Raw genomic sequence first — 13,549 nt, forward strand, 5'->3', positions numbered from 1 at the left:
TATGTCCCAGCCGCCGCTGTCGTATGGTATTATAGCAAACCCGTTTGGAATTTTCAAGGGAAAAGACGTTTTTGCTTCTATTTTGTAACCTTTTTGTCAGAACTCCCCTTGCCCCGCCCCAAGGCGTGTACACATAAGCGTTTGCAAGCGTCTTTTTGGCGGATTCCTGCCATCTTCTTTGCCAAAAATCCACATACCATCTTATCTAAACACGCCCTAAAAAGCTTGCGGCGGCCCGCCTCCTGTGCTATAATATCCGCAGGATATAAAAGACTAGCCAAAAGCAGCTTCAGTTGCTTTTCTGCCGCGCCAGCGGCAGGCAAGGGGCGAAGCCCATTGCAGCTATGCTATACTATATTATATATAATATAGGCGATAGGCGCCTGAACTATGCCCGGCGCTTTGCCGTAACCAGTTGAAGCCGGATGCGGATAACCGCCACCATGCCGGTCTGGGCCGGGCTGAAGGAAAAGCTTTTGCCTGCCTGGTGCTCCATAATGACTGAAAGGCCATGGGCTTTTTCCTCATGGGCCTGCAAAATTTCCGCCTTCCCCTCCCCGATAATGCTTGCAAAGGTGCAGCTATAGCGGCAGGGGGTGTTGCTCTCAATAGGGCTGTATTCGCAGTCGGCCTCCACGCACACAGCGGGCCGCCTTTCCAGAATGGACAGCCTGCGGCCCTCCGGGGCGCAGTGGAGGTAAATGGTAAACTGCCCGTCCTGCTCCTCCACGCCGAAATTCATAGGCACCACATAGGGCCGCGGCCCGTCCGCCATGGCAAGACGGCACACGCGGCATTTTTTCCATATCTCCATTATCTGTGCTGTGTCGGTAATCTCCCGGTCTTTCCTTCTCATGCCGCACTTCCTTTCCATTCTCATAAAAAACAGGCCGCAGCCTTCCACAAAGTATACACGCAGCCCGCAAAGCCTGTCAAGGGCATAAGGTGTCCAGCCTGGACGTTTATGCCTTTAAATACTATTCTAAATTTATTCTTCTGTCTGCCGCAGAAAAGGGGGTTTTTACCATGCCGGAAATCAAATGGGTGGGGATGAAAGACGCGGACGCAGCCTTCCCGGAGCAGTCCCTGCCCTATGGGGCAAAGCCCCTGCGCGCTCCGGATCCGTTTTCCGCCGCCACCCTCCCCTATGGGCTTCTGCCCCTCCTGCTGTGCTTTGGGGCGTTGTTTTTCAAGGCCTGGCTTCTGGGCCGTTTTCCCATGGAAACCGGGTATATCCCTTTGGGCATCCTGCTGGGGCTGCTGCTTATCCCTGTCCATGAATACCTGCACGGGGTGTGCTATCCCAAAGGCTCCACCGTCTATGTAGGGCTTATCCCCAAGAAAATGGCGGCTTTTGCCGTGTGCCATGTGCCCATTTCCTGGCGGCGCTTTATGGTGATGAGCCTTCTGCCTGCTATACTGGGCCTTGTACCCTTGCTGGCGTTCCTGTTTGCCCCTGCCTCCTGGGGCAAAATTATGGGGGTGTGCTGGCCCTTGGCAGTCATGGGTCTTTTGTCCCCCATGCCTGATTATATGTGCGTAGCCTGCGTGCGCCGCCAGGTGCCCCGGGGCGCCTGGCTTCAAACCACCAACAGCGGCTGCTTCTGGTACATGTAAGGAGGCTTTCCCCATGAATTTTAACAAGCAGGTGTATGAAATTGTCAGCCGCATCCCCCGCGGGCAGGTGTGTACCTATGGGCACGTGGCCCTTCTGGCAGGCAGTCCCCGGGCCTCCCGGATTGTGGGGGCCGCCATGCTGCATGCCCCTCAGGGGCTTCCCTGCCATCGTGTCCTTTACCGGGACGGCGCCCTTTGCTGCGACCAGGCTTTTGGCGGCAAGGAGATCCAGCGGCAGATGCTGGAGGCTGAAGGCGTGGCTTTCCTGCCGGACGGGCGGGTGGATTTAAAGCGCCATATGTGGCTGGGGGACGGCTGAACGCCGCGCAAAGCCAAAGGGAGAGGCTGTGCCTCTCCTTTTTTAGGGCTTGAAATAGAGGGGACGAATTCTTGGTCAGAAGTGGTGAGATTCCAGGGAAAACCGCCGTTTTCCTGCTTCCCATGCACGCCATGCCGCTGGTTCGAAGAAGTTCTGTCCCGCTAACAGGCTTCTGCGTTCCACAATTCCCGCGCTGTTTCCTGCAGCGCCGCTCTGAAAATCTCCGCCACGCCCCGCGCAAAGCCGCTTTTTACGGCTGCTTTTCCCTTTCCAGCGCCTCCAGCACGTCGCCGCACCAGCCAATCAGCAACTCGTAAGCTTTCCTGGTTTCCAGGCTTTCTGGCTCCAGGGAAAGGCTTAGCAGCGCCCTTTCCCGGCCTGCAAGCACCTTTCCCAGTTCCTTTTTCGAGGCCCTGTAAACCCCGTCCTCCAGCAGCGCCCAAAGCCGCAGGCAGAAGAAGGCGGCCTTTCCCAGCCCCGGCAGGGCTTTTTCCGGCGCAGGGCTGTACAGGAAGGTGTGGCAGGCGGCATGGTACAGGTTGGCCGCGCCGATAGCCAGGGCCCCCCGGGCGTCCGCCTCTGTAAGCCGGGGCAGCAGGGCAGGCAAATCTCCCAAAACCGGCTTTGTGTCCAGCATTAGGCCATACAGATCATACCGGGGCCAGGCCCGCAGCTCCTTTTTCCCGCAGAGGAACCCGCAGGCCAGCTCTCCCTGGGGCTGGGCCTGCACCAGCGTTCGGTAAGCGTCTAAATCTGCTGGAGCAACTGCGTCCAGCACAGTTACAATGTCGATGTCGCTTTCCGGGGTGGCCTCTCCCCTGCCATAGCTGCCCTGGTATCCCACAAACAGCAGCCGGGGGCCAAAATGCCCCTGAAGTTTTCGGGCAAAACTCTCTGCCCAGGCCCTGATTTCCACCATCGCGGTTCCCTCCCAATCTGCATGAAATCCTTCGTCAAACTGCACAAGGCGGCATTTTTCCGCCTTTTCCCCACAGGGCATCCCCGGTAAAAACAGGGTGAAAAACGGCTGTTTTTTGGTAAATCCCAGCAGTTTTGTAAACATTTTGTTACCTCTGTAACAAAATGTCATCTTTGCAAAGGAGACATCAGCCTCAAAATATGTGCAGTTTACACAACCATTTACAGGCAAGCAGTCCCTGCTCCGCTTAAGAGGGGCAGGGACGTGGATTTTTTCCTAATACCGAATTTTATCCCATCATTTCCTGGATAACGCGGCCCATTTCCTCCCGGGCGGCTTCCATCTCCTCCACCAGCCTAAACTGGTTTCTGGCCCTGTCCAGGTTGTGGCTGGGCCGGGCGGTGCGGAAGTACACGTCCCCGTTAAGGTAATCGGCCAGGAAGCGCAGGCCCACCTCCAGGGTCATGAGGATGGCGCCGTCCGGCAGGGTTTCCAGCTCCCGTTTGGTCAGGATATCCCCGGCGGCAGACAGGAAGCCCCTGGCATAGGCCTGGTAGCGCTCCAGGTCAAATTTCACCTTGCTCAAATCTGTTTCGTCCTCCGCGGCGGTGGCGGCCCCGGCCCGGATGGAATCCCCAAAATCAAAGGCGCAAAGGCCGGGCATCACGGTGTCCAGGTCAATAACGCATACCGCCTTGCCGGTAACGTCGTCCAGCAGGATATTGCTCATCTTCGTGTCGTTGTGGGTGACCCGCAGGGGCAGTTCCCCTTTTTCCAGCAAATCTGCCAGCAGGGCGCAGGCCTTTTCCCGCTTATAGGCAAACTCCAGCTCCGGCCCCACCTCCCCGGCGCGCCCGGCCTTATCATTCTTCACAGCCTCCAGCAGTTGGGCAAACCGGGCAGGGGTGTTGTGGAAATTGGGGATAATCTCGTGGAGGGTGTGGGCGGGATAGCCGCTTAAAAGGCATTGGAAATCCCCAAAAGCCCGGCCTGCCTCCTCCAGCATGGCAAGGGTTTCCGGGGTTTCATGGGAGGTGGCGTTTTCAATATAGCCCAGGCACCGCCAGGGGTTCCCCTCCTTGTCTATATATAAGAATTTGCCGTCCGCAGCGGGGCGCACGCTAAGGGTTTCCCTGTCTGGATCCCCTCCCCGGGCGGCAATTTTTTCCCGGAGAAAGGAGGTGACCCCTGTCATATTTTCGGTGATATCCTCCGGGGAGGGAAACACAAAGCGGTTTATGCGCTGGAGGGTGTACCGGGGGCTGCCGGCGGTGCTTTGGGCCACAAAGGTATCGTTAATGTGCCCGCCGTATAAAGGAGAGACATCGGACTGGGGGGGAAGCCCGAAGGCCGCGAGGATTTCCGGGGTGCAAAGGCTGTTGTCCATAGGAGTTTGCGTCCTTTCTGTATTTGAAGTATATTAGGTAAAGCCTGGAATCTGTTTTAAAACCAGGGAAATGCCAGTATTTTTGTTCAGGGCGGGCGGTTTTTCGGAGTTTTAAGACAGACTCCAGGGCCGCCCGCAAACGCGTGCCGAAGGCACGCCCCTGCGCCAAAGGCGCAGGGCAGGGGAAGCGCCCCGCGCTTCCCCTGGTTTGCGGGCGGGGCGGCTGGTAGTGTTAAAGGCGATGGGAAGGGGCAGAAGCGCTGGCACCTCGTATGGCGGGTATCCCGCGCACCTTGCTAAGAACCTGTTTAGTATCACAAGGCACGCCGTCTGAGGGGGCTTTTTCCGCCCGGCTGTGTCAAAAATCCTCAGAATACGGCAGTATTCTCTGCGGTTTTTTCCTTGCCGGACAAAAAAACTCCTCACATCCGGCATACCTTTTAGATACTGAACAGGTTCTAAAAGCGCATTTCTGCCAGCAGGATGGTTTCCCCCGGCGTGCTGGAAACTGTGAGCCTGCCGCTGTGGAGCAGGACGGTTTCAGCGGTGTTCTCCAAGCCGGAAAGATCGCTGCCCTCAGCCGGGCGGTCGTCAAAAAGCCACTGGAGCACATCGGAAAGCTTCTTTTCCCTTAGCTCCTGCAGCCCAAAGGAACGGCCTGCCGGAGGGACGGCCGCATATACAGCCTCCAGCCGCAGGGAATCCTCCCCGGGGATGGCGGTGAAGCGCACCCGGCGGGGTTCTTCCCCGGTATAGCCCAGGGTTTCCTTGCAGGCGTGGCTGAGCATTTCATGGAAAAGCACGCACAGTTCGGAGGTTTTCAGGGGGACATTGCCTGTGCAGGCATTGCACTGAAACTCTATGCCGTTCTGGGAAGCAAAAGCAGCCTTAGCGGCAATGACGCCGTTCAGATAGGGGTTTTCATGGTATTCCCCCAGGACAGGCTCCCGGGCAGCGGCATGTTTTGCCATATAAATGTAAGCGGGCACCTGCTCGGGCACACCGTCCTGGAGCATGACGGAGATGGTATCCAGGGCATATTCCCCTTTCTTTTGGACGGCATGGGCCTCCCGCACAGCCGCCAGCAGATCCCCGAAATCCTCCGCGTCTTTGTCCAGCAGCTTCCGGCGGGTGGCTTCCTCCAGCACAGCCGTCCGGAACCGTCCAGCCTGGTATACGCTGCGGAAACAGAAAACCAGCACGATGAAAAGCAGGGAGGAAAACAGCAGGCGGCCTGCCAGGGCATTGGCCGGGAAGAGCAGATCCGCTTTTCCGGTGCAGATGAGGTAAATCAGGCAGAGCAGCAGGCACATGCCTGCCATAAAGGCCGAAGGGCCGCGGTCGCTGAAATGATGGAAGGGCCGGTACAGGCAGAGGCCCAGAAGCAGGTACAGCAGCAGCGTGCCCGCCGCCGAAACCACGCCGCCCACAACCCCCGCGGTGCGCAGCGGCAGGGTTCCCAGAAGCTGGGGCAGAAGCACCTCCGCGTATACCAGGCAGCAGGGGCACAGCAGAAGCACGAAAAGCTTTTGCAGGATATTATTGCTATGTATGGCAAGAGAGGCGGCGAAAAGCAGCAGCGTGCCTGCCCAGCAGGCCAGAAGCTTTCCCAGGGCCGGATCTTCTATCAGGCGGCCTAAGAGTACCCCCGCCAAAAGGGCCAGGAGGAAAGCAATCCCCCCTACCAGGAGGGTTGTCCAAAAGCGGAACCTGTCCTGCATCAGGATGGCGAAAAGTCCGGCTGAGCAGAGAAGAACAATGATGAAGCTTGTCATGTCGTCGAACTCCTTTTTCGGAGGCGCCCTGGCAGGGGGCGCCCCTTCTTTTCTAAAAAAGCAGGCCGGCTGCCGGCTGCGAAAAATATTTTTATGTGATTTGCCTGGGTAAAAGCGCTGTTTTTGTGCAAATCACAACATGTAGTCAATTACCTGCCTATTATACCATATTGTGCGGCACATTTCTATAGGAAAATAGGATTTTTAACGATTTTCTTTTCCCGGGAAAAGAATTTTCCGGGCGGGGCTGGGGACAGGGAATCCCTTTTCCGGAAAAAAGCCTCGAAAAAGCGCACAAAAGAAGGGGGCGCGCATAAGATGAAGTGAGAAGCCGTACCAGCAGGGCGCAAGGCAGCCCTTTCTGGCACAGCTTCTGAGCGGCAAACGACTGGGCTTGTTCCCTGGCTTGGGGGGCAAGCCCCTAAACGAGGTGATTTTTTGGGCAAGCCCTTACTTGTGGTAAGCTCCGTCACATATGCCATGAAGGGCCGGGATCTGCTCTTCCGCAGGGGGATCCGCGGCTATGTGGAGCGCATCCCCCAAACGGAGGAGTCCGGCTGCGGCTATGGGATATACGTGCCGGCCGGCGCTGACGAAGCGGAACGGATTTTACAGGAAAACCGCATCCGGGTTCTGCGCCGCATGGAGCAGGAGGATGGCCCGTGATTTATCTGGACAACAGCGCTACCACGTACCCCAAGCCGCTTGTGGTACGGGAGCAGATGCAGAAGGCCCTGCGGGAGCTGGGGGCAAACCCCGGCCGCAGCGGCTATGATATGAGCGTGCGCACCTCCCAGGCAGTGTATAACTGCCGGGAGCGGGCGGCGGCCCTGCTGGGCGCGCCGGGGCCGGAGTGCGTGGTGTTCCAGCCAAGCTGCACCCAGGCCCTGAACCTGGTGATAAAGGGATATTTAAAGCCGGGGGACCATGTGGTAGTTTCCGACATGGAGCATAACGCTGTGATGCGGCCCCTGCAGGCCCTGGAGGCAAAAGGCGTCACGTATACAAAGGCTGTGGTGGCGCCGGGGGACAACGACGCCACGGTGGACGCCTTCCGGAAGGCCATGGGGCCGCGCACCAGGCTGGTGGTGTGTACGGCAGGCTCTAACGTGTTTGGCGTGCGGCTGCCTGTGGAGCGCATTGCGGCCCTGTGCCACCAGTATGACGCGAAAATCTGCGTGGACGCGGCCCAGACAGCCGGGGTGGTTCCCATCAGCGTGGCAGAAGGCGGCATAGACTTTTTGTGCTGCGCCGGGCACAAGGGCCTTTACGGGCCTATGGGCACCGGGCTGCTGGTTTTGCGGGATCCCGGGGTTTCCCTTGCCACCCTGACAGAGGGGGGCACTGGCACCCAGTCCCAAAGCCTTTTGCAGCCCGACGACCCGCCGGAGCGCTATGAAAGCGGCACCCTGAACGTGCCGGGGATTATAGGCCTTTACGCGGGCATGGGGTTTGTAAGCGCCATGGGGATGGAGCGGATTTACCGGGAGGAAATGGGAAAGGTTTCCTATTTATATGAAAAGCTTTCCCGCATGGGGCATGTGAAGCTTTACACCCCGCCCCCGGCAATCCCCTATTTTGTGCCGGTGCTTTCCTTTAATATAGAAAACCGCCCCAGCGAGGAAATAGGGCAGATTCTGGCAAAGTCCGGCATTGCTGTGCGCTGCGGCCTGCACTGCGCGCCCTGCGCCCATGAGAAAATGGGCACCAAAGGCACTGTGCGGGTATCCCCTTCCGCCTTCACCAGGCCCCAGGAGATGGAGGCCCTTGCCCGCAGGGTGCGGGCCATAGTTAACACAGTTCAAAAGAGGTAGTATGCCTCTTTTGAGCCAGGCGGCGCAGCCCCTCGGCTTGAAAATCGGAACATGCCGGTTTTCAAGTGTGTTTACGATATCCCGCCGGGGAAGCCTTTGGCTGGCTGACGGTTTTCCGGGCGGCCTGTGAAATTTTGAAAGAAAACGAAAAAAGCCTTTTATTTGCGGCCTGCCTGTGATACAATAAGACACAGACAGGCCCTAAAAGCTTTTGCGGCACACTACATACGGAAAGGGATGACGGCAGTGGGGGACATGATGGACGCCGCGGCGCGGTTCGGGCAGACCTTTTTGAACCTGGCGCGGCAGTTTACCTTTAAAGACGCTATCGACGTGGCTATTGTAACCGTACTGCTGTACGGCATTATCAAGCTGGTGCGGGAAACCCGGGCCGGGCAGCTTGTCAAGGGCATTATCCTTCTGGTGGGGCTGTTCCTGATTTCCTCCACAGAGGCCCTTGACTTTTTGATGCTCAACCAGCTTCTGCGGTATTTCTTCCAGTCTGCCTTTATTGTGGTGATTATCCTTTTCCAGCCGGAGATACGCAAGGCTTTAGAGCAGGTGGGCCACAGCAAGGTCAGCTCCCTGGGCGGCATTATCGGCGGCAAGGACAGGGACGGGGACAAGCTTGGCACCCGGCGGGCCATTGCCGGGGTGGTGGGGGCTGTGGGCATTTTGCAGCAGCTCCGCATGGGGGCGCTGATTGTGTTTGAGCGCCGCACCAAGCTGGGGGAAATTGTGGAGACAGGCACCATTGTGGAGGCCGACCCTTCCGCCCAGCTTATTGCCAATATTTTCTTCAACAAAGCCCCCCTCCACGACGGGGGCATGGTGATACGGGACGGACGGATCCACGCGGCGGGGTGCATCCTGCCCCTGACAAGCAGCGACAGCGTAAGCGCGGAGCTGGGCACCCGGCACCGGGCGGCTTTGGGCATGAGCGAGAACTCTGACGCGGTGGTGGTGGTCGTCTCTGAGGAGACGGCCCAGATTTCCATTGCCGTGGGAGGCAGGCTGACCCGGGATTACACCAGGGCGGCCCTTTCCGACGCTTTGGAGAAATACCTTATCGGCGCGGAGGACAAAGGCGCTTCCGGCAGCAAGCGCATTCTGGGCAGGCTGGGCTTTGGCTCCGGCCGGAAGGAGGGCTGAGCCATGAAAGACGGAAAGCCCATGGAGAAAAAACGGGGAAAGCTTTCCCTGCGGAATATTTTTTACCACAACACCTTTGTGCTGGTTTTTTCCTTTGCCATTGCCCTGGTGACATGGTTTGTGATGGCCTATAACAGCGACATGAACCGCACTTTTACCATCCAGGACGTGCCTATTGTGGTGGTGCCCTCTACGGAGGCGGAGGCTGACGGCCTGCGGGTGTTCAACATGTCCTATGCCGCGGCGGACATCGACGTTTCCGGCAACAGCCTGATTACCTCCAAGCTGACGGCGGAGGACTTCAAGGTGACAGTGAGCCTGAACCCCACTTCCACCAAGCTGACGGGCAACACCCTGCAGAAGATGACGGTGCCTGTGCAGGCGGTGAAAAACTCTGCCCTTTCGGAATATGACATTGTTTCCATCAACCCGGAGGAAATCAACCTGGAGTATGACCGCTATAAGGAAGTTACCCTGCCTTTGGAGGACGAGATTGTGTACAGCGCGGACGCGGGCTTTTATCCCGGCTCCCCTGTGCTGTCCCAGGACAGCGTGACTATTTCCGGGCCGGAGTCTGCTGTGAACCGGGTGAGCCGGGCGGCGGTGGGCTACACCCTGGACGCTCCCCTGCGGGACTCCCAGGAGTTCTCCTGCCCCATCCGCCTGTATGACCAGAACAACCAGGAGATAACGGACACAGCTTCCTTGTACCTTACGCTGAGCGTGGACACAGTGCAGGCCACCATCCCGGTGATGGCGAGAAAGACAGTGCCCCTGGTGGTGAACACTGTACACCAGCCTGACAGCTTTGCCCAGAACCGCATCAGCATAGAGCCGGCGGAGATTGCCATTGCAGGCTCCCAGGAGGTGCTGGACGGCATCAGCGAAATCTGCCTTGGCAGCGCCATTGACTTTGCCGATTTGGATTTGTCCCGCCCAGCCGCCTTTGACATGGAGATCCCCCTGCCCAGCGGCGTGCGCAACATTACAAACGCCGGGGAGAACACCGTTACCCAGGCAAAGGTTTCCATTAACTTAAACGGCTACAGCCGGGCCACGCTGACTGTGCCGGAGGCGAACATCCAGCTTCTCAATCCCCCTGCCGGGAAGGACGCCCGGCTGACCACCCGGAGCATGGAGGTTTCAGTGATTGGCCCCCAGGCCCAGGTTGGGAAGCTGGCCGGGGATTCCATCTTTGTGCAGATTGATTTGGCCAATGTGGCAAACCGCACAGGCAGCATAGAGGCTCCCGCAGCCGTTACCATCTCCGGCACTGCCGGGGAAGCCTGCTGGGTGTCGGGCAGCTATACCGCCACTGTTACCCTCTCTGACGCGGTTACCATCCAGGCCGGCGCAGGCGTGGAGACTGCTTCGGCAGGCTCCAGCGACGGGGTTGTGGCAAAGCCCCAGGAATAAGGAATTTGAAAGGCGTACCGGAAAGCTTCGGTGCGCCTTTTTTGCGCGGCTGGAGGAGGACGCCTTTGTTATCGAGGACTGCCGGGTACGGCGCTTGTCCGGGAACATTAGGGCTGTGTGATAGCCAATAACACTCTGTGGAAAGCCAGCCGTAGGGAGCCGATTCTGGATTTGGGCGGTCATGGCGAGCAGGTATGCGTCAAGGACAATATGGCTTGCCTGGTTCCACAGGTCGATTTAGACAATGGCAAACACCAAATATATAAGGAGGCACCCATGAAAAAGACATTATTCAACGAAAACTGGACCGTCAAGCCCGGAGTCCAAGACCCATTCTCCGCCCTCTTCGGCGGCGCGGCCCAGGGCAAGCCCGTGACCCTGCCCCACGACGCGATGATAGAGGAGGATCGCGATCCCAAGTGCGAAGGCGGCGGGCAGGCAGGGTTCTATCCGGCGAAGTCCTACACTTACACCAAAACTTTCACTGCCCCCGAAACTTGGCAGGGCCAGCGTACCCTGGTGGAGTTTGAGGGCGTCATGCAGAAGGCCATGACCTACCTGAACGGCGAGTTTCTGGGGAGCCGCGCCTACGGCTACACCGGCTTCACCGTCGACCTGACCCCTTACCTCCGCTACGGCCAGGAGAACGAGCTGAAGGCGCTTGCGCTGGGTCAGGAGAAGGCCTCCCGGTGGTACAGCGGTATGGGGATTTACCGGGATGTGTATCTCTTGCAGGGCGGCGGTGCGTATATAAGTGCTATCAAGATTACCACTGAGTCTATTGAGGAGGGCTACGCTGTACTCCGTGTGGACGGTATAGCCGTGAACCAGAGCACCCAGCCCAAAACCGTTGAACTGCGCATTGCTATTGATGGAGCGGCCCCACTCTCCGCCATGCTGTGTCTGGCCCCCGGGGAAAGCGGTTTCTTCCAGCGCATCACCGTGGACAGTCCCGAACTCTAACACAACATGTGGCATCAACGGCTTCCTGGCGGTGTCCGACTGCCTAGGCTCCATGATGGAGCAGGAGAAGAAGGAAACTGTCAATGCTGGGGCCGCCGGGGCGGGCAGCGAAGCATTGAACAGCATGATGGGCACGTCCCAGTGGGAGCAGACCGATAAGTTTTCCGAAAGCCCACTGCTCACCCAACGTCTGGAGCCGTCTGTCAGCAGCGTGGACGTGGCGGGCTACAATTAACGGCTGTGGCCCATTGTCCGGGACAACCCCCATGTGATAGGCGACTTCACCTGGACGGGCTACGACTACCTGGGTGAGGCGGGCATCGGCATACCACACTACGGCGAGGTCACTGCCCAGGGAATGTTCCTGTTATTTGCATCGCTCGGTCATAATGGACAATATCGTCTGATCTGTCTGCCGCATTCCCTGCTGTGCTAAAAAGCCCACATTCGCAATCGTGTCATCCACGCCTTTGGTCACGATGCCGTCGCCGCTCTTGAACTCCTGATGGTTCTTATACATGGCGTAGCCCAATATCCCCGCGTCCACGCTGGCAGCGATTTTGGCGGCGCAGGACGGCTTTGCCCCGTCGCAGATGGTCCCGCTGATGATAGCCACCGCGTTGACGATGGTGTGGGCAATGGCCTCGTAGCTGCCGTCCAGCAGATAGGCGATTCCGGCCCCTGCCCCGACCCCGGCGCTGACCGCGCCGCAGTAGGCCGAGAGGCGGCCTATGCCGCTTTTCTGATGGATCGTCACCAGGTTGCTGACCAGCAAGGCCCGGTACAGCTTCTCCTGGCTTGCCCCCAGGAATCTTGCGTACCGGACTACCGGCACAGAGGCTGTTATCCCTTGGTTGCCGGAGCCGGAGAGGATCACCACCGGCAGCTCGCAGCCGCTCATCCGGGCGTCGCTCCCGGCGGCGGCCCAGGCCTTTGCCTCGGTCTTGATGTCCCCGGGATACTCCGCCAGCAGGACGGAGCCGATATTGGCGCCCCAGTCATGTTGCAGCCCCTCCTGCGCGATAGCGGTGTTGCAGTCTATCTGCCTCCGCAATAACGGTATGGCTTCCTCAAGCTCCGCTGTGTCCGCAAACTCCAGAATATCCGCCACATTCAACACGCTCTTGTCCGTCAGGCTGTCCTCGGCAGAATCTGTTACCGGCTTATCCAATAGGACTTCGCCATCCCTTTCCTCCCGAACAATATTGCTGTGGCTGTTGGCAATATGTACCTGGGCGGAATGCTCCCCAGCCCAGCCGGTCAGGCAGATGTCCAGCATCCGAGGAGTGTCGGCACAAATGATCTCAATGGGGGTATCCTGGCAATAGGCCGCGATGGCCCCGTGCCGCTCCGCCGGAACGGTGGAAATGACCTGTAGGATCTTTTCAGCCTCCCCCGCCGCTACCCCCGCCGCAATGGCTGCGGAGATGCCCTTTAGCCCTCCGGTGTTGGGGACGACCACGCTTTTCACGTTTTTGATGATATTGCCGGAGACCTCCGCCCGTATCCTTTCCGGCCAGGCCTCCAGGATATCCCGGAGCCGGGCGGCGGCATAAGCCAGGGCAATGGGCTCCGTACAGCCCGTGGCGGGAACCAGCTCTTCCCTTAAAATAGTCAGATACGCTTTTTTTGTTTCTGCAGTCAACATAAATTTACCCTCCTCTTATTCTATAGGGCTTTCGGGCGGCTCCACATAGACCCGCTCGCTGGAAAAGCCCTGCCCCCGTACTTCCCTGATCTGCGTGATGGTAAGGAACGCATGGGGGTCAACCGATTGTATCAGCGACTGTGCGGCATAGAGCTTCCTGGGCGGGATTACGCACAGCACGCCGCCCAGGAGGGCCGACAGCAGCGGGTCGGCAGTCAGCCCTTCGATACCCGGCACCCTCTGGGCCGCGCCCAGGAAGACGGGGTAGAGCAAAGAGCTTGCCACTGTAGCCAGGACGAACTTCCATCCCAGCACCGCCCAGCCCAGCGCCAGGGCCAGCAGGTTCACGCATAAAACGATTAAGGCGGTGTCCAGCGGGATGAACCTTGCCAGAACAACCCCGACGCCCGTGGCCCCTCCCATGATCACGCCGCTGGGCAGGATGAACGCCGCCACCGCGAACCCCAGCAGTACATTTCCAGCTATGATGGCAAAGCCAACCTCCGAAGCTTTTTTCAAGCGTTTCAAATCAAGCTCTC

At 58.6% G+C, this 13,549-nt stretch carries 14 protein-coding genes; 8 read left to right on the plus strand and 6 right to left on the minus strand.

The genetic code is table 11. The features are described 5' to 3' along the window. Positions 1 to 388: 388 nt before the first annotated feature. Complete coding sequence (locus VSQ30_RS12955; RefSeq protein ID WP_334464469.1) at positions 389 to 856, minus strand: pyridoxamine 5'-phosphate oxidase family protein; 468 nt, start codon at positions 854 to 856, stop codon at positions 389 to 391. 170 nt (positions 857 to 1,026) lie between these two features. Here VSQ30_RS12955 and VSQ30_RS12960 point away from each other — a divergent pair, with 170 nt between their 5' ends. Beyond that, the gene (locus VSQ30_RS12960; protein WP_334464470.1) at positions 1,027 to 1,617 is read left to right on the plus strand and encodes a DUF3267 domain-containing protein; all 591 of its coding nucleotides are present in this window, start codon (positions 1,027 to 1,029) and stop codon (positions 1,615 to 1,617) included. A 13-nt stretch (positions 1,618 to 1,630) separates the two neighbouring features. Then, a complete protein-coding gene (locus tag VSQ30_RS12965; RefSeq protein WP_160643173.1) occupies positions 1,631 to 1,936 on the plus strand; it encodes an MGMT family protein in 306 nt (101 codons plus the stop codon). A gap of 250 nt (positions 1,937 to 2,186) precedes the next feature. Here the strand turns inward: VSQ30_RS12965 and VSQ30_RS12970 are convergent, their stop codons facing one another. From VSQ30_RS12970 to VSQ30_RS12980, 3 genes are all read right to left on the minus strand, one after another. Then, positions 2,187 to 2,999: a nucleotidyltransferase domain-containing protein gene (locus VSQ30_RS12970; protein ID WP_334464471.1), complete on the minus strand. Its 813-nt coding sequence runs from the start codon at positions 2,997 to 2,999 to the stop codon at positions 2,187 to 2,189. Between the two features lie 145 nt (positions 3,000 to 3,144). Beyond that, entirely contained in the window at positions 3,145 to 4,242 is a 1,098-nt protein-coding gene (locus tag VSQ30_RS12975) for a phosphotransferase enzyme family protein (protein ID WP_334464472.1), read from the minus strand. A 458-nt stretch (positions 4,243 to 4,700) separates the two neighbouring features. Continuing rightward, positions 4,701 to 6,017: a hypothetical protein gene (locus tag VSQ30_RS12980; protein WP_334464473.1), complete on the minus strand. Its 1,317-nt coding sequence runs from the start codon at positions 6,015 to 6,017 to the stop codon at positions 4,701 to 4,703. A 438-nt stretch (positions 6,018 to 6,455) separates the two neighbouring features. On the opposite strand from VSQ30_RS12980, the gene VSQ30_RS12985 reads away from it, so the two are divergent. From VSQ30_RS12985 to VSQ30_RS13010, 6 genes are all read left to right on the plus strand, one after another. Then, positions 6,456 to 6,683, plus strand: a complete 228-nt coding sequence (locus VSQ30_RS12985; protein WP_237076308.1) for a putative Se/S carrier protein — start codon at positions 6,456 to 6,458, stop codon at positions 6,681 to 6,683. Further along, positions 6,680 to 7,831, plus strand: a complete 1,152-nt coding sequence (locus VSQ30_RS12990) for an aminotransferase class V-fold PLP-dependent enzyme (RefSeq protein WP_334464474.1) — start codon at positions 6,680 to 6,682, stop codon at positions 7,829 to 7,831. The genes VSQ30_RS12985 and VSQ30_RS12990 overlap by 4 nt, the downstream gene beginning before the upstream one ends. 255 nt (positions 7,832 to 8,086) lie before the next feature. Then, positions 8,087 to 8,983: a diadenylate cyclase CdaA gene (cdaA, locus tag VSQ30_RS12995; RefSeq protein WP_237076312.1), complete on the plus strand. Its 897-nt coding sequence runs from the start codon at positions 8,087 to 8,089 to the stop codon at positions 8,981 to 8,983. A gap of 3 nt (positions 8,984 to 8,986) precedes the next feature. Further along, positions 8,987 to 10,399 carry a CdaR family protein gene (locus VSQ30_RS13000; protein WP_160643168.1) on the plus strand — a complete coding sequence of 471 codons (1,413 nt, stop codon included), beginning with the start codon at positions 8,987 to 8,989 and terminating at the stop codon, positions 10,397 to 10,399. Positions 10,400 to 10,675: 276 nt separating this feature from the next. Beyond that, positions 10,676 to 11,362 (plus strand): sugar-binding domain-containing protein, encoded by a 687-nt coding sequence (locus VSQ30_RS13005; protein ID WP_334464476.1) that lies wholly within the window; start codon positions 10,676 to 10,678, stop codon positions 11,360 to 11,362. Between the two features lie 31 nt (positions 11,363 to 11,393). Further along, positions 11,394 to 11,597, plus strand: a complete 204-nt coding sequence (locus VSQ30_RS13010; RefSeq protein WP_334464478.1) for a hypothetical protein — start codon at positions 11,394 to 11,396, stop codon at positions 11,595 to 11,597. Between the two features lie 132 nt (positions 11,598 to 11,729). Here the strand turns inward: VSQ30_RS13010 and VSQ30_RS13015 are convergent, their stop codons facing one another. Together VSQ30_RS13015 and VSQ30_RS13020 are read right to left on the minus strand one after the other, a co-directional pair. Further along, complete coding sequence (locus tag VSQ30_RS13015; RefSeq protein ID WP_334464479.1) at positions 11,730 to 13,010, minus strand: L-cysteine desulfidase family protein; 1,281 nt, start codon at positions 13,008 to 13,010, stop codon at positions 11,730 to 11,732. 15 nt (positions 13,011 to 13,025) lie between these two features. After that, positions 13,026 to 13,538 carry a YitT family protein gene (locus tag VSQ30_RS13020; protein WP_334464480.1) on the minus strand — a complete coding sequence of 171 codons (513 nt, stop codon included), beginning with the start codon at positions 13,536 to 13,538 and terminating at the stop codon, positions 13,026 to 13,028. Positions 13,539 to 13,549: the final 11 nt, after the last annotated feature.

It is taken from the genome of Acutalibacter sp. JLR.KK004, assembly GCF_036941085.1.
GTDB lineage: Bacteria > Bacillota > Clostridia > Oscillospirales > Acutalibacteraceae > Acutalibacter.